The sequence below is a fragment of the Streptomyces sp. B3I8 genome, assembly GCF_030816915.1.
Lineage (GTDB): Bacteria > Actinomycetota > Actinomycetes > Streptomycetales > Streptomycetaceae > Streptomyces.
The window spans coordinates 3,621,936-3,643,499 of record NZ_JAUSYN010000002.1 but is presented as its reverse complement, the minus strand read 5'-3'; the positions used below and the strand labels follow the sequence as shown (position 1 = coordinate 3,643,499).

At 71.7% G+C, this 21,564-nt stretch carries 21 protein-coding genes and 1 pseudogene; 11 read left to right on the top strand and 11 right to left on the bottom strand.

The annotated features are described in order from the left end of the window. Positions 1 to 52 precede the first annotated feature (52 nt). Positions 53 to 568: a nuclear transport factor 2 family protein gene (locus tag QFZ64_RS18315; protein WP_307067062.1), complete on the top strand. Its 516-nt coding sequence runs from the start codon at positions 53 to 55 to the stop codon at positions 566 to 568. Positions 569 to 631: 63 nt separating this feature from the next. On the opposite strand, the gene QFZ64_RS18310 is transcribed toward QFZ64_RS18315, so the two are convergent. From QFZ64_RS18310 to QFZ64_RS18300, 3 genes are read right to left on the bottom strand one after another with little or no spacing between them, the layout of a single operon-like run. Next, the gene (locus QFZ64_RS18310; RefSeq protein WP_307067060.1) at positions 632 to 853 is read right to left on the bottom strand and encodes a DUF397 domain-containing protein; all 222 of its coding nucleotides are present in this window, start codon (positions 851 to 853) and stop codon (positions 632 to 634) included. Then, positions 825 to 1,016, bottom strand: a complete 192-nt coding sequence (locus QFZ64_RS18305) for a DUF397 domain-containing protein (RefSeq protein ID WP_307067058.1) — start codon at positions 1,014 to 1,016, stop codon at positions 825 to 827. The genes QFZ64_RS18310 and QFZ64_RS18305 overlap by 29 nt, the downstream gene beginning before the upstream one ends. Positions 1,017 to 1,018: 2 nt before the next feature. Then, on the bottom strand, positions 1,019 to 1,870 hold the full coding sequence (locus QFZ64_RS18300; protein ID WP_307067056.1) for a helix-turn-helix transcriptional regulator: 852 nt from the start codon (positions 1,868 to 1,870) through the stop codon (positions 1,019 to 1,021). 237 nt (positions 1,871 to 2,107) lie between these two features. On the opposite strand from QFZ64_RS18300, the gene QFZ64_RS18295 reads away from it, so the two are divergent. After that, on the top strand, positions 2,108 to 2,542 hold the full coding sequence (locus QFZ64_RS18295; protein WP_307067054.1) for an ATP-binding protein: 435 nt from the start codon (positions 2,108 to 2,110) through the stop codon (positions 2,540 to 2,542). Between the two features lie 78 nt (positions 2,543 to 2,620). After that, the gene (locus QFZ64_RS18290; protein ID WP_307067050.1) at positions 2,621 to 3,514 is read left to right on the top strand and encodes a hypothetical protein; all 894 of its coding nucleotides are present in this window, start codon (positions 2,621 to 2,623) and stop codon (positions 3,512 to 3,514) included. 66 nt (positions 3,515 to 3,580) lie between these two features. Here QFZ64_RS18290 and QFZ64_RS18285 read toward each other — a convergent pair whose 3' ends face one another. Both QFZ64_RS18285 and QFZ64_RS18280 read right to left on the bottom strand, forming a co-directional pair. After that, positions 3,581 to 3,958, bottom strand: a complete 378-nt coding sequence (locus QFZ64_RS18285; RefSeq protein WP_307067048.1) for a VOC family protein — start codon at positions 3,956 to 3,958, stop codon at positions 3,581 to 3,583. A gap of 77 nt (positions 3,959 to 4,035) precedes the next feature. Then, positions 4,036 to 4,833, bottom strand: coding sequence for an alpha/beta fold hydrolase (locus QFZ64_RS18280; protein ID WP_307067046.1), 798 nt, complete (start codon positions 4,831 to 4,833; stop codon positions 4,036 to 4,038). A 188-nt stretch (positions 4,834 to 5,021) separates the two neighbouring features. Here QFZ64_RS18280 and QFZ64_RS18275 point away from each other — a divergent pair, with 188 nt between their 5' ends. The 6 genes from QFZ64_RS18275 (at position 5,022) to QFZ64_RS18250 (ending at position 11,023) form a co-directional block, all read left to right on the top strand. Then, a complete protein-coding gene (locus tag QFZ64_RS18275; protein ID WP_307067044.1) occupies positions 5,022 to 6,476 on the top strand; it encodes an ATP-binding protein in 1,455 nt (484 codons plus the stop codon). 131 nt (positions 6,477 to 6,607) lie between these two features. Further along, positions 6,608 to 7,177: a hypothetical protein gene (locus QFZ64_RS18270; protein ID WP_307067042.1), complete on the top strand. Its 570-nt coding sequence runs from the start codon at positions 6,608 to 6,610 to the stop codon at positions 7,175 to 7,177. An 18-nt stretch (positions 7,178 to 7,195) separates the two neighbouring features. Further along, a complete protein-coding gene (locus QFZ64_RS18265) occupies positions 7,196 to 8,671 on the top strand; it encodes a peptidoglycan-binding protein (protein WP_307067040.1) in 1,476 nt (491 codons plus the stop codon). A 17-nt stretch (positions 8,672 to 8,688) separates the two neighbouring features. Further along, a complete protein-coding gene (locus QFZ64_RS18260; protein WP_307067038.1) occupies positions 8,689 to 9,426 on the top strand; it encodes an ABC transporter ATP-binding protein in 738 nt (245 codons plus the stop codon). Beyond that, complete coding sequence (locus QFZ64_RS18255) at positions 9,423 to 10,646, top strand: ABC transporter permease (protein ID WP_307067036.1); 1,224 nt, start codon at positions 9,423 to 9,425, stop codon at positions 10,644 to 10,646. The genes QFZ64_RS18260 and QFZ64_RS18255 overlap by 4 nt, the downstream gene beginning before the upstream one ends. 86 nt (positions 10,647 to 10,732) lie before the next feature. Further along, the gene (locus QFZ64_RS18250) at positions 10,733 to 11,023 is read left to right on the top strand and encodes a peptidase inhibitor family I36 protein (RefSeq protein ID WP_307067034.1); all 291 of its coding nucleotides are present in this window, start codon (positions 10,733 to 10,735) and stop codon (positions 11,021 to 11,023) included. A gap of 87 nt (positions 11,024 to 11,110) precedes the next feature. Here QFZ64_RS18250 and QFZ64_RS18245 read toward each other — a convergent pair whose 3' ends face one another. After that, positions 11,111 to 12,736, bottom strand: coding sequence for a cell wall metabolism sensor histidine kinase WalK (locus QFZ64_RS18245; protein ID WP_307067032.1), 1,626 nt, complete (start codon positions 12,734 to 12,736; stop codon positions 11,111 to 11,113). Positions 12,737 to 12,741: 5 nt separating this feature from the next. After that, positions 12,742 to 13,506 carry a response regulator transcription factor gene (locus QFZ64_RS18240; protein ID WP_307067029.1) on the bottom strand — a complete coding sequence of 255 codons (765 nt, stop codon included), beginning with the start codon at positions 13,504 to 13,506 and terminating at the stop codon, positions 12,742 to 12,744. A gap of 352 nt (positions 13,507 to 13,858) precedes the next feature. On the opposite strand from QFZ64_RS18240, the gene QFZ64_RS18235 reads away from it, so the two are divergent. Beyond that, entirely contained in the window at positions 13,859 to 14,215 is a 357-nt protein-coding gene (locus QFZ64_RS18235; RefSeq protein ID WP_307067027.1) for an SH3 domain-containing protein, read from the top strand. Between the two features lie 125 nt (positions 14,216 to 14,340). Here QFZ64_RS18235 and aspS read toward each other — a convergent pair whose 3' ends face one another. Further along, a complete protein-coding gene (gene aspS / locus QFZ64_RS18230) occupies positions 14,341 to 16,104 on the bottom strand; it encodes an aspartate--tRNA ligase (RefSeq protein ID WP_307067025.1) in 1,764 nt (587 codons plus the stop codon). A 227-nt stretch (positions 16,105 to 16,331) separates the two neighbouring features. On the opposite strand from aspS, the gene QFZ64_RS18225 reads away from it, so the two are divergent. Then, the gene (locus QFZ64_RS18225; protein WP_307067023.1) at positions 16,332 to 18,551 is read left to right on the top strand and encodes a SpoIIE family protein phosphatase; all 2,220 of its coding nucleotides are present in this window, start codon (positions 16,332 to 16,334) and stop codon (positions 18,549 to 18,551) included. Positions 18,552 to 18,684: 133 nt separating this feature from the next. Here the strand turns inward: QFZ64_RS18225 and QFZ64_RS18220 are convergent. The 3 genes and pseudogenes from QFZ64_RS18220 to QFZ64_RS18210 all read right to left on the bottom strand — a co-directional run bounded on the left by QFZ64_RS18220 (position 18,685) and on the right by QFZ64_RS18210 (position 21,476). Next, a pseudogene (locus QFZ64_RS18220) lies at positions 18,685 to 19,741 on the bottom strand (AI-2E family transporter). Positions 19,742 to 19,865: 124 nt separating this feature from the next. Continuing rightward, complete coding sequence (locus tag QFZ64_RS18215) at positions 19,866 to 20,846, bottom strand: pirin family protein (protein ID WP_307067021.1); 981 nt, start codon at positions 20,844 to 20,846, stop codon at positions 19,866 to 19,868. A gap of 132 nt (positions 20,847 to 20,978) precedes the next feature. Continuing rightward, positions 20,979 to 21,476, bottom strand: coding sequence for an SseB family protein (locus QFZ64_RS18210; RefSeq protein WP_006138571.1), 498 nt, complete (start codon positions 21,474 to 21,476; stop codon positions 20,979 to 20,981). Positions 21,477 to 21,564: the final 88 nt, after the last annotated feature.

Below are 21,564 nucleotides of genomic sequence, written 5' to 3'. Positions count from 1 at the left end.
GCAATCGTTTGAATTACTAGATTCGAGTCCAGACCGACCTGGAGGAAACGACATGACCCTGACCGAAGCCGAACCGGCGGAGCTGCCGCTCACCGACCACGACCTGACCGAGCGCGAGAGGACCAACCTCGCGGTCGTCCTGCACGCCTACGACGTGGCCGAGGGCGACGACATGGACGTCCAGGCGTTCGTCGACAGCTTCGCCGAGGACGGCGTCTTCAACGACGTGGTCGCCGGCCACACCTACCGGGGCGAGACGCTCGGCACGGTGCTGCCCCGCATGAAGGGCCTCTTCTCCGACGTCCACCGCGAGCTGCAGCGCATCACCGTGAGCGGTGACGTCGTCAGCATCGAGCTGTCCATCCGCGGCACGTTCGACGGCGAGCTGACGGCACCGACGGGTGGGGTCGTCAAGGGGAACGGCAACAAGGTCGACGTGCCGACCGCCGACTTCTGGTACCTGCGCGACGGCAAGGTCGAGAGGTTCGACTGCTACGTCGGCTACACGAAGATGTACGCGGACATGGGCGTGGACCTCGACTGGTCCTCGGCGGTCGCCCAGGCGTGAACGCGGCACGATGAGGCCCGGCGAGTCACCAACCCGACTCTCCGGGCCTCCCCCTCTGCACCCCTACCGGCTTCCCGCCCGCACATGCCGCAACAGCCCGGCCAGCGCGTCCGCCCGAACGGCAAGCACACGCTCGGGTTCCTCGCTCTCCCTCAGGAGCAACGAGGGTTCCGCCCGAGCCAGTTCCACACACTCGTTACCGGGCCCCCGCCGGAGAACGTGGACTTCTGCCACTCGACGACGATGTCTGCGCCGGTCACTTACGGCCACCCAGGGCGTCCACATGAAGGTGACGGAGCAGCGCGGCCAGGGCGCCGGGTCCGACGCCAAGTATTCGATCGGGCTCGTCGCTCTCACGCAAGAGCGTCAAGCGCTCCTCGGAGGCGAGTTCGACGCATTCGTTGCCGTCGCCCGGCCCGGAGAACGAGGACTTCTGCCACTGCGTCACGACTACAGTTCCTCCGCCACACGATGGATGAACTCCCGCGACCTTGCGGGATCCAGCGATACGGACTCCACCTTACGGAAGAGTGTTCGCATGGCCAGGAGTTGAGCAGCGGCATCGAGGAACACCGATCCGTAGGGTGCGTCCCGCTGCACCGTGTCCAGCGCCGGTACACGCCCACCGGCGTACAGCATCATCGAGCTGGCGCCGGCGAACCCGTCGACATCGAACGGGATCACTCGCACCGAGACGTTCGGGCGATCGGACTCGGCGAGCAATGAGTGGAGTTGGGCCCGCGCCACTTTTCTGTCGGCGACCCGTGTTCGGAGCACCGACTCATGCAGGACGGCCTCGTAGGGAGCGGCCCCCTCCTGGCCGAGTACGGCCCTGCGGCGCATGCGGTGCGCCACCCTGGGCTCCAGCTCGCCGCTCGGGAGCTCCGGCACCCGATAGGCGAGTACGGCGCGCGCGTACTCCTCCGTCTGAAGCAGCCCTGGAACGTGAGCGGTTCCGATCACCCACATGAAGTGGGCGTGATGCTCCAGCTCCGCCAAGTCCTGAAAGGCGGGCGGCAGTACGTCTCTGAACTCCTCCCACCATCCGGAAGTGCGGTCCTGCGCGATCTCCACCAACGCATCAATCAACTCCGCGTCGGCACAGGCGTAGTGGACTGCGAGCCTGCGCACCCGCTCCTCGCTGACTCCCGCGTTGCCAGCCTCGATCTGGCTCATCTGCGCGGGGCTCGTGCCCAGCAGTCGCGCCGCCTCTCGCGACGTCATGCCCGCCGCCTCGCGCAGCTTGCGCAGTTCGGCCCCCAGACGCACCTGCCGGGCAGTCGGCTGAATCCTCGCGGGCATCGCCCTCAGCTCCTCAGTCACCGAGTACTCACACGGGGTTGGACGCCCTCGATCGGGTGTCAGGGTACGCGATCGGCTTGCACCGGCAAAATATTTACCTCTACCGTCGGTGACGCGACGCACACTCTGCGGAATGCCGGGACACCGGAAGCGCACCGCCCCGTCATGCCATGACGGCTGCGGCAGGCCACCCCCGTCGACGCAGGCAATCACCTCACCCCTCAACGGAGTTGCCCCATGCCCGAAAACGGGAACACGGACGCCGAATCCTGGGAGTACTCCCTCTCCGTCCCCAACGATCTCCGCGCCGTCACCGTCAGCCGGCGCACCCTGCGCCTGATCCTCACCCTGCACGGACTGATCGGTCTCGTCGACGCCGCGGAGCTGCTCGCGACCGAGCTGATCAGCAACGCCGTCCGGCACACCGAGGGGCCCGCGGCACTCCGCGTGCGGTACGCCGGCGGCACCCTCCGCATCGGGGCGTGGGACACGGACCCCGAGCCTCCGGAGCCGCCCGACTCCCCGGAGCTGCCGCTCCAGGAGGACGGCCGCGGTCTGCTCCTCGTCCGCTCCTGCGCGGACCACTGGGGCTGGCACACCCTGTCCCGGCACGGCAATCGGGGCAAGTACGTCTGGTGCGAACTGACCACGGGCGTCCCGGTCGTCACCTGAACTCCCACTCGCACCCCGAACGGGTGAACGTCACCGATCACTCGGACGGGCGCCCATGGACCCGCCTAGGTTGCACACATGGTCACATCGACACATGAGGTCTCTCACCGGATCTTTCAGGAACATCCAGAGGTCCTCACCCCCGTCTTCGCGGCACTGGGGCTGCCACCACCGGCCAAGGCCGCCATCGTTGCGCTCACCCCCGACGCCACGGAAATCCGCCCGCTGGAGCGCCGGGTGGACACCGTGCTGAGGGTCGACCCCTCGGACGGGGACGGCTTCATCATCGCCGTGGAGGCCCAGACGAAAAGGTCCCCGGACAAAGAGATGAACTGGGCCTACTACGTCGCGTACCTGTACGCGAAGTTCGGTGTGCCGGTACTGCTCGTCACGGTCTGCCGGAGTCGGTCGACGGCGAAATGGGCGGCAGGGCCTTTCGAGTGCCGAGTCGGTCCGTGGTCGACCCAGGTCACACGGCCCTTCGTGCTCGGCCCGGACAACGTCCCCGAGATCACGGACGAGTCGCTGGTCGCCCGGGAGCCGGCGCTGGCGACGGTCTCCGCCATCGTGCACAGCGAAAGCGGGAAAATTGGCGCCATACTGAACACACTGGCCCACGGAATGCGGTCGTTCGACGCGGCCACGGCGAAGTACTGGTGCGAGTTCGTGGAAGTGGGTCTGGAGGACACTCCGGCTCGCAAGACATGGAAAGGTCTGCAAAAGATGGTCGGCACTTACTTTCCCGGCAGGGGCACGCTCTTCGAGGAGACGTATCTGGAGGGTGAGGCGCGAGGTGAGGCCAAGGGTGTCCTGCGGGTGCTGGAGGTGCGTGGGGTTCCCGTCTCCGACGCCGCCCGGGAACGCATCCTCGGCTGCACCGACCTCGCATTGGTGAGCGACTGGCTGGACCGCGCCGGCACAGTGGAGCACACGGAGGACCTGTTCACCGAGGGGCCACTCGACAACGCCTGAGCCCCCCATCGGTGGTCCCTACAGCTCAGAAGGATCAGCGGCGGCGGGCCCCTTCGATGCGCAGTGTCAGTCCCGGACGAGACAGAAGGGATGTCCTGCCGGGTCCGCGAAGACGCGCCAACTCCGCTTTCCGTCACCTCCGTCGAGGAGCGTGGCGCCCCGCTCCAGGGCGTCCTCCTCGGCTCGGTCCAGATCCTCGACCGCCAGGTCAAGGTGGAACTGCTGAGGGTGGGCGGAGTCCTGCCACTGCGGCGGCCGGTGATCCTCCACGCGCTGAAAGGCCAGTACGAACCCACTGTCGGTGTGAAGTGTCGCCCAGTCGTCGCCCAGCGACCATCGCTGATCCGGCTGGTTCACTACGCCACCGACAAGCGACTGGTAGAACCGGGACAGCTCGAGGACATCCGCGCAGTCCAAGACCACACACTGCAACTTGGCAGTCATGAACGGCAGCGTCTCATGACGTCCGACCGGATTCACAGCTGGAATATCAGCGGTGACGACCAACAGAAGTCACGGGATCAGCCCGCGAGGAACGCGGCCAGGGCCTCCGCCGTCTCCTTCGGCGCTTCGATCTGCGGGTAGTGGCCGGTGCCCGGCGGCACCGTGAACGTGGCGTGGGGGCGGCGTTCGTGGAGGCGGGGGAGGACGTGGGCGCCGTTCACCGGGTCGTCGGGGCCCCATACGAACAGCAGCGGGCCCTCGTACTGTTCGAGTGACGTGACCCAGCGGTCGGAGTGGGTCCGGCGGTCGTCGATGTAGCGGAGCAGGCGGGGGGTCAGGCGCTGCCCGTCCTCGTGGGCCACCGACGTCCACATGTCGTGCAGCACCTCGTCCGGCACGGGCCGGGACAGGACGCCGCGCAGACCGGCGACAAACCTCTTCTCGTCGGTGAGGCGGGCCGGCAGCGGGCCGATCCGGCTGTGCAGGAGACGCTGGAGCAGGACGGGGCGGTGCAGGTCGGCGTGGAGGCCGCCGTTCAGCAGGGCGGTCCTGGTGATGCGGTCGGGGTCGCGCGCCGGCAGCTCCTGGGCGACCGACGCGCCGTAGTCGTGGGCGACCAGCATGTTCTTGCCGATGCCCAGGGACTTCCACAGGGCCTCGACCAGGTCGGCCTGTTCGTGGAGGGAGTACCGGTGGCGGCGCGGCTTGTCGCTCTGCCCGAAACCGAGCATGTCGAGGGTGGTGACCCGGCACCCGGCCGCCACCAGGGCCGGCACGGTCAACGCCCAGTCGTGGGACGACGTGGGGAAGCCGTGCAGCAACGTCACCGGGCGCCCGGCACCGTCCTGCCGGACGAACAGCCGGTACCCGTTCACCTCCGCCTGACCGCCACCGGCGATCCAGTCGGCATATCTCCTGGGTGGTCTCCCCTGTGTCGGCCGGCGACACGGTATCGGTGGGGAGAAGGAGCGGGGGCGAGTTCGGCACCGCACCCGGTGCCGGGCTTGGGTAGATAGAATCTACGTAGATTCGATCTACCTACTGCTACCCACTGGAGCACGCCATGGCCACCCCCTTCGTAGGTCGCCGGACCGAGCTGGCGGCCTTGCGGAAGCGGCTCGACCGGGTCACCGCCACCGGCGCCGGGACCGCCGTCGCCATGAGAGGACGGCGGCAGGTGGGGAAGTCGCGGCTCGTGCAGGAGTTCTGCGACCGGGCCGGGCGGCCGTACGTGTTCTTCACCGCGACCAAGGGCGCCTCCTCCGTGGAGGGGATCTCCGACTTCCTCACCGAGCTGAAGGAGTCCTCGCTCGCCGTCGATCCCGAGCTGTTGCCGACACGCGCGCCCACGAGTTGGTCCGACGCCTTTCGCCTCCTGGCCGCCGTACTGCCGGACTCGCCCTGCGTCGTCGTCCTCGACGAACTGCCGTGGCTCGCCGAGCAGGACCCCGTGTTCGACGGGGCGTTGCAGACGGCCTGGGACCGGCTGCTCGCCGGCCGGCCCGTGCTCCTGCTGCTGCTCGGCAGCGATCTGCACATGATGGAGCGGTTCACCGCGTACGACCGGCCCTTCTACGGCCGGGCCGACAGCATGATCCTCGGCCCGCTCGACGTGGCCGAGACGGGCGACGCCCTCGGCCTGGACGCGGCCGACGCCGTCGACGCGCACCTGGTGTCCGGCGGACTGCCCGGCATCCTGCGCGCCTGGCCGCACGCCACCCCCGCCCTCGACTTCGTACAAGCCGAGTGCGCCGACCCCGCGTCGCCGCTCTTCGGCGTCCCCGAAGCCTCCCTCATGGCCGAGTTCCCGGCACCGGACCAGGCCCGCCGGGTCCTGGAGGCGGTGGGGAGCGGTGACCGTACGCACGCGAACATCGCCGCGACCGCCGGCAGCCGGAGCGGTGCGCTGCCCTCCGGGATACTGTCCCCCCTGCTGCGGCGGCTCACCGACGAGAAGCAGGTGCTCGCCTCGGACGCGCCCCTGTCCGTCAGCCCCGGCAAGCCCGCCCTCTACCGGGTGGCCGACAGCAGTCTGCGCCTCTACCTCGCCGCGCTGCGCTCCGCGCAGGCGCTGTCCCGGCGGGGCCGCCCCGAGGCCGCGTACCGCGTGGTCGAGCGGCGGTGGGCGGCCTGGCGCGGGCGGGCCGTCGAGCCGCTCGTCCGCGAGGCGCTCGAACTGGCGGCCGCCGACGCCGACTTCCCCTGGCCCGACACGGAAGCGGTCGGCGGTTGGTGGAACCGCCGGTTCTCCCCCGAGATCGACCTCGTCGGCGCCGACCGTGCGCCGGTCGCCGGCACCGTCTTCTTCGCCGGATCCGTGAAGTGGCTCGGCTCGCCGTTCGACCGGCACGACCTGGCCGCACTCACGCGGGGTGCCGCCGAGATCCCCGGCTTCGAGCCGGGGCCCGCGCGCCTCGCCGTCGTGTCGCTCTCCGGCACGGCGGATGCGGTGACCGCCGGCGACGCGGTCGGACTGGTGTGGGGAGCGCGGGACGTGGTCGACGCCTGGCGGGACTGAGCCGCGCACCACCACGACGAAGACCCGGAGCCGCGACGGTTCTTGACGGGTTCTTCATGGGTTCTTCATGGGTGGCGTTCTACCTTCGTCGCCGTTCGGTCGGTCGAGCGGGTGCGGAGGAGGTCGTGGGGATGGGTGCGCGGCGGTTCGGGGTGCGGATGTGGGTCGCGGGGGTGGCGGTGCTCCTCGTCGCCGGGTGCGGGGGCGGCGGGGGCGATGACGGCGAGGTCGCCTCGGCGGGGGGCGGCAAGACCTCCGCCGGTGCGTCGAAGAACTCCTCCGGGGAGCTCGCCGACTACGTCGACGCCCAGCGCAAGTGGGTCGACTGCCTGCGCAAGGCCGGGCTGGACGCGCCCGACCCGGACGCCCGCGGCAAGGTCGACCTCGGCGACCAGTCCAAGTGGAAGCGCGACCCGAAAGCGCTGAAGGCGCAGGAGAAGTGCGCCGACCTCAGCGTGCCGGTCCCGGAGAGCGTCGAGAAGGCGCAGCAGCCGGAGCTGTCCAAGGACGAGATCCGCAAGAACGAGAAGTACGCCGCCTGCATGCAGGAGCACGGCGCTCCCGACTTCCCCGACACCGACGACAGCGGTCACTTCCGCGACGTCACCTGGGACTCGGCCACCGCCGGGGCCAAGCGGGCCACCCGGAAGTGCGCCTCGATCATCGGCGTCCCGGCCGACGCGCCCCCGGCCAAGGGCTGACGGGGCGGGGCCGGAGCCATGGAACACCTCACGGAGGAGAACCTCGTCGAGGGAGAGGGCGAAGACGAGGGCAAGGGTGTCGAGGCCGGGATCGCGGGCGGCATCCCGGGTCGGCGGCGGCGCCGGACGCTGCTGATCGGCGCCGGGGTCCTGGCCGTCGCCGTGGTCGTCACCGTCGGCGCGCTGGGCCTCGGCGGGGACGGCGGGGCCGACGAGGGGGCGGCGCCCGGACGCGACAGCCAGGTCGTCGAGGTCACCCGGGCCACCCTCACCGACCGCACCGAGATCGACGGGCAGCTCGGGCACGGGCCCCAGGTGCCCTTCCCGGTCAAGGCCGACGGCACGGTGACCTGGCTGCCGGCCACCGGCACGACCGTACGGCGGGGACAGCAGGTGCTGCGCGTCGACGACCGGCCGGTGGTGCTGCTGTACGGCAGCCTGCCGATGTACCGGGAGCTGGGGGTGCGGCAGCCGGCGGCCCGTACGGAGGAGCACACGGGGGAGGGCGCGTCCGGTGCGTCCGGCTCGTCGGACGGTGGTGCCGATGGTGGTGGGACAGGGGGCGCCACGAATACCGGGACCGGCAGCAAGACGGGTACCACCGGCGACACCGGGACCGCCGGCACCTCCGGCACCACCGGGACCGCCTCCTCCGGTACCACCACCGCCCCGGCGGCCACGCCCCGGCCCCTGCACGGCATGGACGTCAAGCAGTTCGAGTCGAACCTCAGTGCGCTCGGCTACTCCGGGTTCACCGTCGACGAGTCGTACACCGAGCTCACCGCCGCCGCCGTCAAGCGCTGGCAGGCGGACCTCGGGCTGCCGCGGACCGGCCGCGTCGGCGCCGGTGACGTCGTGTACGCGTCCGGACCGGTCCGGATCTCCGGGACCAGCGCCCGCGTCGGGGACGCCGCCTCCGGCAACCCCGTCAGCTACACCAGCACCTCCCGCATGGTCACCGTCAGCGCCCCCGCCAACGACACCGACTGGGCCCGGCGTGGCAGCGAGGTCTCCGTCCAGCTGCCCGACGGGCACGACGTCACGGGCACCGTCGCGAGCCTCGGCTCGTCCGCCTCCGCCTCGTCCGGCGGTGGGGACGAGGGCGCGGAGGGTGCACAGGGCACGGGCGGCGGGGACGACGGGGGCGGCTCGGGCGGCGGCGGGGGCAAGGCCGCCACCGTCTCCGTCGTCATCACCTTCGACGACCAGGACGCCCTCGGCCGGCTGCAGAGCGGCCCGGTCACCGTCCGCCACACGGAGAAGGAGCGGAAAAACGTACTGACCGTCCCCGTCGCCGCGCTGACCGCGCTCGCCGAGGGCGGGTACGGCCTCGAACTCGCGGACGACAGCGGGGAGAAGGGCCAGAAGGGAAGCGAAGGCGACTCCGTGGCCGGCCGGTTCGTCGGCGTGAGGACCGGGCTGTTCGCGGGCGGGCGGGTCGAGGTCAGCGGTCCCGCCGTGCACGAGGGCATGAAGGTGAGGATCCCGAAGTGAGGACCGAGGAGTCCCCCGTGCCCGACGCCGCGTCGCTCGCCGGGGTCGCTCCCGGCACCGTCGTCGCGTTCGAGGGCGTGTCCAAGAGCTACCCGGGCGGTGTCACCGCCGTCGACGGCGTCGACCTGACCGTCCGGTACGGCGAACTCGCCTGTCTCGTCGGCCCGTCGGGGTCGGGCAAGTCCACGATGCTGCATCTGATGGGCACCCTGGACCGGCCTTCCGCCGGCCGGGTCGCGATCGACGGGTACGAGGTCGCCGGGCTGTCCGACCGCGAGCTGTCCGCGCTGCGGGCGCAGCGCATCGGGTTCGTCTTCCAGCAGTTCCACCTCGCGGTGGGCGTTCCCGTGCTCGACACGGTCGCCGACGGGCTGCTGTACACCGGCGTGCCGATGCGCGAGCGGCGGCGCCGGGCCGCGCGGGCGCTGGCGAGGGTCGGGCTCGACCACCGGCTCGGCCACCTCCCGCACCAGCTCTCCGGGGGTGAGCGGCAACGGGCCGCGGTCGCCCGCGCGGTGATCGGCGAACCCGCGCTGCTCCTCGCCGACGAGCCGACCGGCAACCTCGACTCGGCGTCCGGCGCCGCCGTCCTCGCCCTGCTGCGCGAACTGCACTCGGCGGGCACGACGGTCGTCGTCATCACCCACGACCGGGAGATGGCGCGGGAGTTCGACCGCCGGGTGGAGATGCGGGACGGCCGGATCGTCGCCGACAGCGCACGGGCGACGCCTGCGGGAACGGAGGCCGGACGATGAGGCGACGCTCCGGGAGACGGGACGCGGACGAGGCGCTGCGCCCCGCCCGGCTGCGCCCCGCCGACTTCGTCCGGCTCGGCGGCACCGGGCTGCGCACCCGGCCGCTGCGCGTCTTCCTCTCCGCGCTCGGCATCGCCATCGGTGTGGCCGCGATGGTCGCCGTCGTCGGCATCTCCTCCTCCAGCCGGGCCGAGGTCGACCGCCGCCTGGACGCGCTCGGCACCAACATGCTGCGGGTGGCGCCCGGCCAGACCCCCGACGGGGCGACGACCCGGCTGCCCGCCGAGTCCGTGCCGATGATCCGGCGCATCGGCCCGGTCGAGCGGGTCGCGGCGACCGGCGCTGTCAAGGACGCGGCCGTCTACCGCAACGAGCACATCCCCGTGGGCCGCACCGGCAGCATCGAGGTGGCCGCGGCCTGGTCCGGGCTGCTGCCCGCGGTCGGCGGCGAACTGCGCACCGGACGGTGGCTGACGGAGGCGACCGAGGAGTACCCGGCGGTCGTGCTCGGCGCGCAGGCCGCCCGCCGGCTCGACGTCCACACGCCGGGCACCCGGCTGTGGCTCGGCGGCCAGTGGTTCGCCCTGGTCGGCGTGCTCGACCCGGTGCCGCTCGCACCGGAGATCGACGGCTCCGCGCTGGTCGGGCGGCAGGCGGCCCGCACCTACCTGGGCTTCGACGGGCACCCCTCGACGGTGTACGTACGCACCCGCGACGACCGGGTCGGCGCCGTGCGCGACGTCCTCGCGGCCACCGCCAACCCCGAGAAGCCGAGCGGGGTGCTGGTCTCCCGGCCCTCGGACGCGCTGGCCGCCCGCGAGGCCACGGAGTCCACGCTGACCGGACTGCTCCTCGGCCTCGGCTCGGTGGCGCTGCTGGTGGGCGGGGTCGGGGTGGGCAACACCATGGTCATCTCGGTACTGGAACGCCGGCCCGAGATCGGCCTGCGGCGCGCGCTGGGGGCGACCAGCGGGCAGATCCGCGGGCAGTTCGTGTCGGAGTCGCTGCTGCTGTCGGCGCTGGGCGGCCTGGGCGGCACGGTGCTGGGGACGGCGATCACCGCGGTGTTCGCCGCGGTACGGGGCTGGCCGACGGAGGTGCCCGTGTGGGCGACGGCGGCGGGGCTCGGGGTGACGCTCCTGATCGGGGCGGTGGCCGGGCTGTACCCGGCGGTGCGGGCGGGGCGCCTGGCCCCGACGGAGGCGCTGGCGGGGCCGTGACGCCGCGCTGACGGAGCTGCGGAACGGCACAGCTCCGCGCCGCTTCACGCCGCGAGGACGCCACGGACCCACCTCCTCCGCTGATCATGATCTGCGTCACTTGCGTGAACCATGTGCGCGCGAAAAGGGTCTTGCGCCCCGGATGCCCTCGACAAGCGACAACTGAGGTCTCTCCGGGGGACGTCCAGTACATCAGGTCCGACTGGAACGACCGGATCAGCTCGGTGTGGAACCTGAGTTCCGATCAGGTCTGCATCTACACCGATGGCGACTACCGCGGCTACCACTGGAGCATCCCGGCGGGCGCGACGCAGGAACTCCTGTTCTCCTACGACAACGCGGTGTCCTCCTACTCGGTCAGTGGCTGCGGAGGCTGAACCGGCTGATCGACCGAACCCGCCGTCCGCCCTCGCTCGCGGGGAGGACGGCAGGCCGTCGTCGCACCGGCCGGACGGGACGGCGCCTCAGGGCGCTGCCGTCAGCGTCACTGTGAAAGTGGTGCCTCTTCCCACCACGCTCTCCACCGCCACAGTCCCCCCATGGTCCGCGACGATCTGTCTGGCGATGGACAGGCCCAGCCCGCTGCCCCCCGTCGCCCGCCCCCGTGCCGCGTCCGCGCGCCAGAAGCGGTCGAACAGGTGGGGGAGTTGCTCCGCCGGGATGCCCTTGCCCGTGTCCGCCACCCGCAGCACGGCCGCCCCGTCGTGCTGTCCGGCGGAGAGGGTCACCGTGCCCCCGGGCGGGGTGGCGCGCAGGGCGTTGCCGACGAGGTTGCCGACCACCTGCCGCAGCCGGTCGGCGTCGGCGTGGACGTGCACCGGGTACGGCACCTCGGTCCGCAGCGTCACCCCGGCGGCCTCCGCCTGGGCGGTGTGCGCGGTGCGGGCGGCCTCCAGGAGGTCTCCGAGGCCGACGTCGGCCCGGTGGTAGGTGAGCGCGCCCGCCTCGGCCAACGCCAGGTCCTGGAGGTCGTCGACGATGCGCTGCTGGAGCATCGCCTCCTCGTGCAGGGAGTCGAGCAGTTCGGGCGAGGGGTCGACGACGCCGTCGCGCAGCGCCTCCAGATAGCCGCGCAGGTTGGCCAGCGGGGTGCGCAGTTCGTGGGCGATGTCGCCGGTGAGCCGACGCTGGCGTTCCTCGGCCGACTGGAGGGACGCGGCCATGCGGTTGAAGGCCCGGCCGAGCTCGGCGATCTCGTCCCGCCCGGACACCGGCACCCGGCGCGCAAGTTCGCCCTCGCCGAGGCTCCGGGCGGCCGAGGTCAGGGCGCGCACCGGCCGCAGTACGGCCCGGCTGAGCAGCAGCGCGCCCAGGACGGCGAGGAGGGCGACGCCCGCGGCGACGGCCACGGTGGGGGCGGCGGCGAGCCCGGCGGGCGCCTCGCCGCGGAAGCCGAGGCCGACCTGGAGGCGCGGCGGGGCGAGCGCGGCCGTGCGCTCGGCGAAGACCCGGCGCAGACAGGCGGTGAACCGCGCGTCCGTCGTCTCGTCGGCGCAGGGGGCCAGGGCCTGGTGGTCCTCCCCGGCGCGCGGGTCCGCGCCGGGGTCGGAGGCGGCGCAGTGCGCCGTGGGCGAGCCGGCGGTGACCTTGGGGATGCCGAGGGCGTCGGGGCGGGCGGTGACGGTGGCGCCGGCCCGGGTGAGGCAGGTGGCGTAGGCGAGGGCGGAGCGGTACTCGGCGACTGCGGTCACCGTCCGCTTGACCGAGGCCCGCCGCACCGGTCCGGCGGGTATCCGCAGCCGGGGCCGGGGGTCGACGACGACCGGCGGCTGTCCGCCGGGTGCGCGCGGGGTGCGGCCGGCGAGGGCGTCGGAGTCGGCGAGCAGCGTGTCGTTGTCGGTGACGACGCGGATGCGCTGCCCGGTGTCCTTCGCCAGCGTGCGCACGGTGGGGGAGACGCCGTCCCAGGTCCCGTGCGCGAAGCCGTAAGCCTGGAGTCGCTCGGTGATCCGGCTGACGTCCTGGCGGCCGGCCGCCACGGACTCCTTCACCTGGCTGGTGGCCTGCCGCAGGGTCAGCCAGGCGGTGGCGCCGGTGGCGGTGAGCGCGATCAGCGCCAGCAGGGCGAGCACGCGCAGCCGGAAACTCACGGTCCTCACCGCCCGCCGTGCGAAGGCCGGTCCCGGGGGTCCGGGTCCGGCCCTCCGTACGAAGACCGGTCCCGGTACCCGGGATCCGTCGTCGCCAGGCGGTAGCCGCGGCCGTACACCGTCTCGACGTGGCGGGGGCCCCCGCGCCCCCCGTCCAGCTTGCGGCGCAGGTTCATCACGTGGGCGTCGACGGTGCGCTCCAGGACCTGCTGGTCGAAGCCGAAGACACGGTCGATGATCTGGGCGCGGGTGAAGACACGGCCCGGTTCGGCCGCGAGGAGGGCGAGGATCGCGAACTCCTTGCCGGTGAGCGGCACCGGTTCGCCCGCCGCCCGCACCTCGAAGCGGGCGGTGTCGATCACCAGGTCACCCACGGTGAGGACGGCCGGCCGCTCCCCCTCGTCGGGCCGCGCCCGGCGCAGCAACGCCCGTACCCGGGCGGTGAGTTCGCGGGGGCTGTACGGCTTGGTCAGATAGTCGTCGGCGCCCAGGTCGAGGCCGAGCAGCAGGTCCTCCTCGGTACTGCGCGCGGTCAGCAGCAGGATCGGTACCCGGGACTCGGCGCGCAGGACGCGGCAGACGTCGAGCCCGTCGACGTGCGGCATCATCACGTCGAGGACGAGCAGGTCCGGCCGGGACGCGCGGGCGCGGTCGATCGCGGAGCGTCCGTCGGCCACGACCTGTATGTCGTGTCCCTCCCGCTCCAGGTAGATGCGGATCAGTTGCGCCTGTTTCACGTCGTCCTCGGCGACGAGTATGCGAGCGGGCAACGCGACTCCTTCGACGGGGATTCCACAACGTACCGGAAACACCCGGCCGCTGATCAGGGGCGGATACGGACGACTTTCCTCCGCCGACTGCCGGAAAGGGGAATTGCGGAATCCGTGGATCCAGGGCGACCAGGGTGTTCCTCGGGCGTATATTTCCGGCCGTTCCCACCTTCCGGCCGTCCGGTGTCACCCGTTCCACAATGTCACAGGAATGTCCTATTCCCCCTCCATGCCTTTCAGGACACACAACGAAAGGAACTGGACAACCTGTGGCGGAATTATTTCCTCAGCATGAACGAAGTCGAATCGTAGCGGCAGCAACAAACGACAGAAAAACGACGATGGGGGATCAATGAAGCGTCGATTCGCAGTCGTGCTGCCGACACTCGTGGCGATTGCCGCGAGCCTGCCGATCGCACTGGCCACCACGCCGGCCTCGGCGTCCGCGTCCTGCGGCAAGACCGTCGCCGACAAGGACGGCAGCGCCTGGAACAAGACGGCCGACGGGGCCAACGAGCGCAGTGGTTCCAGCACCGGTTGTGCGATCAACGGGATCGCGTACAACACGCAGCGGCTGGACTACCACTGCTTCACCGTCGCGGGCGACTACACCTGGACGTACCTGAGGAACGACTCCACGGGCGTCTACGGCTGGGTCCGCGACGACCTGCTGAGCGACTACGGCAGCGGGGTGTACTGCGGCTTCTGACAGCCGCGGGGACGCAGAATCAGGCATAGAGAAGGGGCGGCCCTGCCGGGCCGCCCCTTCGCCGCACGCCGTTTACCGCGCGCGAGAAAAACGGAATTCCGCGTTGCCGCGCGGGCGCCGAGGAATTACTTCGCCTGCGGCTTGCGCACCGTCAGGTGCAGTTCCCGCAGCCGGGTCTCCTCCAGCTCCGTCGGCGCGCCCATCATCAGGTCCTGGGCGTTGCCGTTGAGCGGGAAGGCGATGGTCTCGCGGATGTTCGGCTCGTCGGCGAGCAGCATGACGATGCGGTCCACACCCGGGGCGATGCCACCGTGCGGCGGGGCGCCGAAGCGCAGCGCGCGCAGCATGCCCGCGAACTCGCGCTCCACCGTCTCGTGCTCGTAGCCGGCGATCTCGAACGCCTTGAGCATGATGTCCGGCTCGTGGTTCCGGATCGCGCCGGAGGACAGCTCGACACCGTTGCAGACGATGTCGTACTGCCAGGCCAGGATGTCCAGCGGGTCCTGGTTCTCCAGGGCGTCCATGCCGCCCTGCGGCATCGAGAACGGGTTGTGCGAGAAGTCGATCTTCCCGGTCTCCTCGTCCTTCTCGTACATCGGGAAGTCGACGATCCAGCAGAATCGGAAGACGTTCTCCTCGAACTGCCCGGCGCGTTTGGCGGCCTCGACCCGCACCGCGCCCATGATCTTCGAGACCTCGTCGTACTCGCCCGCGCCGAAGAACACCGCGTGCCCGGCGGCCAGCGACAGCCGCTTGGTCAGCTCGGCGACGTTCTCCTCGGTGAGGAACTTCGCGATCGGGCCGGTCAGCGAACCGTCCTCGGCGACCCGCACCCAGGCCAGGCCCTTCGCGCCCTGCTCGACCGCGTACTCACCGAGCTGGTCGAAGAACTTGCGGGGCTGGGCGGCGACGTCCGGCACGGGCAGCGCGCGCACGTGCTTGCCCGCGAACGCCTTGAACTGCGAGTCCGCGAAGATGTCGGTGAGGTCGACCAGCTCCAGCTTGGCCCGCAGGTCCGGCTTGTCCGAGCCGTACTTCGCCATCGCCTCGCGGAACGGGATGCGCGGGAACGGCGAGGTGACGTGCCGACCGCCGCCGAACTCCTCGAAGAGTTCCGTCATCAGCCTCTCGATGGGCTGGAAGACGTCCTCCTGCTCGACGAAGCTCATCTCCACGTCGAGCTGGTAGAACTCGCCCGGCGAACGGTCCGCGCGGGCGTCCTCGTCGCGGAAACAGGGCGCGATCTGGAAGTAGCGGTCGAAGCCGGAGATCATCAGGAGCTGCTTGAACTGCTGCGGCGCCTGGGGCAGGGCGTAGAACTTGCCCGGGTTGAGGCGGGAGGGCACGACGAAGTCGCGGGCGCCCTCGGGGGAGGTGGCGGTGAGGATCGGCGTCGCCATCTCGTTGAAGTTCATCGCGACCATCTTGTGCCGGATGGCGGAGATGACCGCCGTGCGCAGCATGATGTTGCGGTGCATGCGCTCGCGGCGCAGGTCGAGGAAGCGGTACTCCAGGCGCCGCTCCTCGTTGACCCCGTCCTCGGTGTTGATCGTGAACGGCAGCGGGGCGGCCGCGCCGAGCAGCTCGACCTCGCCGACCTCGACCTCGACCTCGCCGGTGGGCAGCTCGGCGTTGACGTTCTCGGTGCCGCGCGAGACGACCTTGCCGTCGACACGGACGGTGGACTCCTTGGACAGCTTGTCCAGGGCCTCGTACGCGGGGGTGCCGGGGCGGGCCACGAGCTGGGTGATGCCGTAGTGGTCGCGCAGATCGATGAAGAGGATGCCGCCCAGGTCGCGCCGATTGTGCAGCCAGCCACTCAGCCGGACGTCGGAGCCGACGTCAGAGGCGCGGAGCTCGCCGCAGGTGTGGGACCTGTACCGATGCATCGTCGTTCATCCAGCCTTCGCGGATCGGGGTCGTGACGGGCGGGTCTGCCGCCCGCGACCGCACCGTGGGTGCACGGTGGGGTGTTTCACGTGAAACACCCCCCAGCGTACCGGGCACCCGAGGCCCGCTCTCCCCCCTTCCCGGTGAGGAAGAGGCCGGGACGGCACCGGCGGTACCGCTTCGGCAGCGGTGGCAGCGTCCGATCACTCGTTCCTACAGTGGACGAATGCGCACTGGTGAGCCGCTGCCCGCCGTGGGGGACGTCCTGGAGTCCCTCGCCACCGGGGTGTGGTGCTGGGACGACGCCGAACGTCGCGCCGTCCTCGACGCCGAGACGGCGCGACTGGTCGGGCTGCCCCCGGCGCCCGCCAGGCTCAGCGAGGCCGCGATCCGGGCGCGCTTCCACCCGGCGGACTGGAGCGAGGTGGACGCGATCGTCCAGCTCGCCCTCAGCGAGGGCACCGTCTCCGAGAAGCGACTGCGCGTCATGGACGAGCACGGCAGGGTCCTGCGCATCGTCCGCAGCCGCTCCCGCCCCGTCCCCGACCCGGACACCCGCGGGTACCGCCTGGTCGGCACCTTGCAGGAGGTCGGCGAGGCCGGCCCGCGCGCCGCGGGTCACACCTCCGACCCCGGCGACTGGCGCCGCTCGCGCGAGGCGTTCCTGCTGGACGCCGGGCGCGCGCTCGCCGAGGCCCGCTCCACCCAGGAGGTCCTGCGGGTCGCGGCGGGCCTGTCCATGCCCGGCTTCACCCCGGACGGCCAGGCCGTGTTCGGCATGGAGGGCGACCATCTGACCGTGGTCGGCCACCACGGGCAGGACCCGGGTGAGGAGGGCCCCTTCGTCGACATGCCGCTGAGCACCGACTACCCGGCCGCCGAGGTGATCCGCACCGGCCGCGCCGTCTACCTCTCCTCGCCCGCCGAGTACAAGGCCCGCTACCCCGCCTCCTGGTCGCTCGCCGCCCGCTTCGGCCGCCAGTCGTGGGCGTTCCTGCCGCTCACGGTCGCGGGCAGCTCGATGGGCGCCTGGATGGCCGCGTTCACCTACCCGGTCGCCTTCACCCCCGACGAGCGCTCGGTCCTCACCACGGTGGCCCGGATGCTCGCGCAGGCGCTGTCCCGCGCGGTGGCCGCCGAGTCCGAGCGGGAGCTGACCGAGGGGCTCCAGCGCTCGATGCTGCCCCGGCTCGGCCCGCAGATCCCCGGCATGAGGATCGCCGCCCGCTATGTGCCGACCGGCGGCGGCCTCCAGGTCGGCGGCGACTGGTACGACATGATCCCGCTGCCCGGCGGTGGGAACCGGTTCGCGCTGGTCATCGGCGACGTCCAGGGCCACGACGTGCGCGCGGCGGGGCTCATGGGCCAGCTCCGGATCGCCCTGCGCGCCTACGCCTCCGAGGGCCACCGCCCCGACGCCGTCCTCACCCGCGCCTCCCGCTTCCTGCACGGCATGACGCACGGCGACATGACGCACGGCGACGACGGCTCCGACCCGCGCTTCGCGACCTGCCTGTACATCGAGGTGGACCCGTCGACCGGCATGCTGGAGATCGCCCGCGCCGGCCACCCGGACCCCGCCGTCCGCATGGCCGACCGGACGGTCCTGCTGCGGCCGACCTCGGGCGGGCTGCCGCTCGGCATCGACCCGGACGCCGACTACCCGACCACCCGGCTGGTCCTGGAGCCCGGCGAGACCCTGCTGATGTGCACGGACGGCCTGATCGAGACCGGCGGACACGATCTGGACACGGGGTGGCGGCGCCTGCGCCTCATCCTGGAGGGGCACGACGGCGACCTGGAGGATCTCGCCGACTCCCTGGTGCAGGGCGTGCACGGACCCTCCTCCCACCACAGCACCGGCCCGCTGGCCGACCGCCGCGAGGACGACATCGCGGTACTGCTGCTGTGCCGGACGGGACCGGGGGGCGGCTGCGACGGGGCGGGCGCCGCGGACGGCACGCGGCGGACGGTGCGGCGGGCGGTGCTGGGCGTCGCGCAGGCCGAGCCCGAGCGCATCGCCGGGGCCCGGCACCAACTGCGCGAGCTGCTGCACGACTGGGCGTCGGCGGACCAGGTCGACTCGGCGGTGCTGCTGCTCTCCGAGCTGCTGACGAACGTGCTCGTGCACACGGACGCGGACGCTTTGCTGGTGGCGGAGGTCATCGGCCGCGGCGGCCCCGGCCTTCGCGGCCACCGCCGTACGGTGCGCGTCGAGGTCACCGACGTCAGCGACGATCTGCCGCACAAGCGGGACCCGGGGGAACTGGCGTCCTCGGGGCGGGGACTGGTGCTGATGGAGTTCCTCGCGGACAGGTGGGGGGTGGATCCGCGAGGGGAAGGGAAGACCATCTGGTTCGAGCTGCGGGAGCGGGAAACGGAGCGGGAAACGGAGTGGGAAGGGGAGCGGGAACGCGAACGGGGGCGGGAGCGGGAACGGACCTAGGTCCTGTTGCGAAAGTCCCGCCTGCCCCCGGGCGGACGACGGGACTTTCGCAACAGGCCCTAGCGGTCCGGCCTCCCACGTCGCTCCGTCCCGGGCCCGTGCCTCCTTACGCCGCTCCTGTGTCCCGTACTGCCTACGCCGCTCCTGTGTCCCGTACCTCCTCCGCCCTTCCTCTCTCCCGTACCTCGTGCGCCGCCCCGAACGCCGCCGCCGTCAGCGGAACCGCCAGGAGCAGGCCGAGGATGCCGGCCACCGACGCCCCGGCGGCGAGGACGACCAGCACCACCGCCGGATGCATCCGCACCGTACGGCTCTGGATCACCGGCTGCAGCACATGCCCCTCGATGAGCTGCACGGCGACGATCACCCCGAGCGCCCACACCGCCACCGCGAACCCCCGGTCGGCGAAGGCCACGAGTACGGCCACCGCGCCCCGAGAGGAACGCGCCCAGGTAGGGGATGTACGCGCCCACGAACACCAGCGCCCCCAGCCCGACCGCACCCGGCACCCGCAGTCCCAGCAGCCCGGCGGTGATGAGGGCCGCGTCGATCAGCGCGATGAACGTGGTCCCCCGCATGAACCCCTCCACCGCGCCGAAGGCCCGCCGCGCCACCGCCTCCACGGTGTCGGCGCTGTCGTACGGGGCGAGCGCGCGCAGCCCCCGTACGGCACGGTCGGCGTCGCGCAGGAAGAAGAAGACGAGCAGCAGCGCGAGGAGCGCCGTGGCGACGGTCTCACTGACATAGCCGACCCCGGTGACGACACTCGACACCGCGCTGCCGCTGAACCGGCCGAGCAGCTTGCGTGCCTCGTCGGCGAGCGAGTTCAGCGAGGTCCCGGACGAGCCGAGGCGCCCGGCGACGTCCAGCGCCGCCTTCCGTACCGAGTCGATGATCTGGGCGCCGTTGTCGATCAGCGAGGAGACGACGACGTAGAGCGCGCCGCCCACCACGGCGACGACCGCGATGCAGGTGACCAGCGCGGAGAGCGACCGGTGCAGCCCCGCCCCGACCAGCCGCCGGTGCAGCGGGGCGAGCAGTGCCGCGCCCAGCAGGGCGAGCAGCACGGGGACGACGGCCGGGCGGAACACCGCGCAGAGCCGCACCACCACCCAGCCGACCCCGGCGACGAGCAGCGCCACGAGGCACCAGGCGGCGAACCGCCGCACGGATTCGGGGAGCACCTGCACGCCCCCAGCCGATCACGCACCCGGCGGCTCCGCCCCGCCCGGACCCCCGCTCGGGTGACCAGGGAGGACAGAGAGGGAGGGGGCGGCCCCGGCGGGACCGCCCCCTCCCTCTTCTCGCGCGCGCTCAGCTCCCGGCCGGGCCCTGCTCGGTCATCCCGTGCACCGCGGGGACCGTGCCCAGGCGGCCCTTCTGGAAGTCCTCGAACGCCTGCTGGAGCTCCTCGCGGGTGTTCATGACGAACGGCCCGTAGTGCGCCATCGGCTCCCGGATCGGACGGCCTCCGAGGAGGAGGATCTCCAGGTCCGGGGTGTTCGCGTCCTGCCGCTCGTCGGCGTGGACGGTCAGCGAGGAACCGGCGCCGAAGACCGCGGTCTGCCCGACGTGCACGGGCCGCCGGTCGGTGCCGACACCGCCGCGCCCGGCCAGCACGTACGCCAGCCCGTTGAAGTCCTCCCGCCACGGCAGGGTGACCTCGGCGCCCGGCGCGACCGTGGCGTGGACGAGGGTGATCGGGGTGTGCGTGATGCCGGGGCCCTCGTGCCCGTCCAGCTCACCGGCGATGACGCGGAGCAGCGCGCCTCCGTCGGGGGTGGTCAGCAGCCGTACCTGGCCGCCGCGGATGTCCTGGTAGCGCGGGGCCATCATCTTGTCGGCGGCCGGGAGGTTCACCCACAGCTGGATGCCGTGGAAGAGGCCGCCCGAGACGACGAGGGACTCCGGCGGCGCCTCGATGTGGAGGAGACCGGAGCCGGCCGTCATCCACTGGGTGTCGCCGTTGGTGATCGTGCCGCCACCACCGTTGGAGTCCTGGTGGTCGAAGATGCCGTCGATGATGTAGGTGACGGTCTCGAAGCCGCGGTGCGGGTGCCAGGGCGTTCCCTTGGGCTCGCCCGGCGCGTACTCCACCTCACCCATCTGGTCCATCATGATGAACGGGTCGAGATGGCGGTAGTTGATCCCGGCGAACGCGCGGCGGACCGGGAAGCCCTCCCCCTCGAAGCCGCCGGGCGCGGTCGTCACGGCGAGCACGGGGCGGGCCACCGCGTCGGCCGGGGTGCCCACACGCGGGAGGGTGAGCGGGTTCTCGACAGTCACTGCAGGCATGTCGGTACCTCCTTGTGCGGCAAGTCTAGTTGAATGTTGAACTTCCTGCTACCCGGAACGCGAGAAGCCCGGAGGACATTCCCTCCGGGCTCCGGGTGAACACGCGCGCCCCGCCGGGGGCGCCGGGGTCGTCTATCCGTACATCCGCCGCATCGCGAACTCCACCATCTGCTCGACCGACTTCGCGTCGAACACCATCCGGTGCTCCCCCTCCATGTCCAGGACGAAGCCGTACCCGGTGGGCAGCAGGTCGATCACCTCGGCGCCGGTGATCACGAAGTACTTGGACTCCTTGCCCGCGTACCGCCGCAGCTCCTTGAGCGAGGTGAACATCGGGATGACGGGCTGCTGGGTGTTGTGCAGCGCGAGGAAGCCGGGGTTGTCGCCGCGCGGGCAGTACACCTTGGACGTGGCGAAGATCTGCTGGAAATCCTCGGCGGTCACCTGCCCGGTGGTGAACGCGCGGACCGCCTCGGCCAGCGAGGGCGGCGACGGCTCGGGATACAACGGCGGCGTCTGACCGTAGCCGCCGGGCATCTGGCCACCGGACATCTGGCCGCCCGGCATCTGCCCGGGGATGTCCTGCGGCGAGGCGTACTGCTGCGCACCGGTGTTCTGGTAGCCGTACATGCCCCACAGCGTAATGGGCGCCCCGACCCCTCGAACCGGGGAACGGAAGGAGAACGGAAGGAGAGGGGTCGGCCACACCACGGACCCG

Bases quoted from the DNA above. Each gene is read 5' to 3' on its own strand.
- QFZ64_RS18275 (WP_307067044.1), top strand. From the start codon at position 5,022: ATGGCCACCCCCTTCGTAGGTCGCCGGACCGAGCTGGCGGCCTTGCGG.
- QFZ64_RS18295 (WP_307067054.1), top strand. From the start codon at position 2,108: ATGCCCGAAAACGGGAACACGGACGCCGAATCCTGGGAGTACTCCCTC.
- QFZ64_RS18300 (WP_307067056.1), bottom strand. From the start codon at position 1,870: ATGCCCGCGAGGATTCAGCCGACTGCCCGGCAGGTGCGTCTGGGGGCC.
- QFZ64_RS18215 (WP_307067021.1), bottom strand. From the start codon at position 20,846: ATGCCTGCAGTGACTGTCGAGAACCCGCTCACCCTCCCGCGTGTGGGC.
- QFZ64_RS18225 (WP_307067023.1), top strand. From the start codon at position 16,332: ATGCGCACTGGTGAGCCGCTGCCCGCCGTGGGGGACGTCCTGGAGTCC.
- QFZ64_RS18250 (WP_307067034.1), top strand. From the start codon at position 10,733: ATGATCTGCGTCACTTGCGTGAACCATGTGCGCGCGAAAAGGGTCTTG.
- QFZ64_RS18235 (WP_307067027.1), top strand. From the start codon at position 13,859: ATGAAGCGTCGATTCGCAGTCGTGCTGCCGACACTCGTGGCGATTGCC.
- QFZ64_RS18270 (WP_307067042.1), top strand. From the start codon at position 6,608: ATGGGTGCGCGGCGGTTCGGGGTGCGGATGTGGGTCGCGGGGGTGGCG.
- QFZ64_RS18290 (WP_307067050.1), top strand. From the start codon at position 2,621: ATGGTCACATCGACACATGAGGTCTCTCACCGGATCTTTCAGGAACAT.
- QFZ64_RS18285 (WP_307067048.1), bottom strand. From the start codon at position 3,958: ATGACTGCCAAGTTGCAGTGTGTGGTCTTGGACTGCGCGGATGTCCTC.
- QFZ64_RS18210 (WP_006138571.1), bottom strand. From the start codon at position 21,476: ATGTACGGCTACCAGAACACCGGTGCGCAGCAGTACGCCTCGCCGCAG.
- QFZ64_RS18310 (WP_307067060.1), bottom strand. From the start codon at position 853: ATGTGGACGCCCTGGGTGGCCGTAAGTGACCGGCGCAGACATCGTCGT.
- aspS (WP_307067025.1), bottom strand. From the start codon at position 16,104: ATGCATCGGTACAGGTCCCACACCTGCGGCGAGCTCCGCGCCTCTGAC.
- QFZ64_RS18315 (WP_307067062.1), top strand. From the start codon at position 53: ATGACCCTGACCGAAGCCGAACCGGCGGAGCTGCCGCTCACCGACCAC.
- QFZ64_RS18265 (WP_307067040.1), top strand. From the start codon at position 7,196: ATGGAACACCTCACGGAGGAGAACCTCGTCGAGGGAGAGGGCGAAGAC.
- QFZ64_RS18255 (WP_307067036.1), top strand. From the start codon at position 9,423: ATGAGGCGACGCTCCGGGAGACGGGACGCGGACGAGGCGCTGCGCCCC.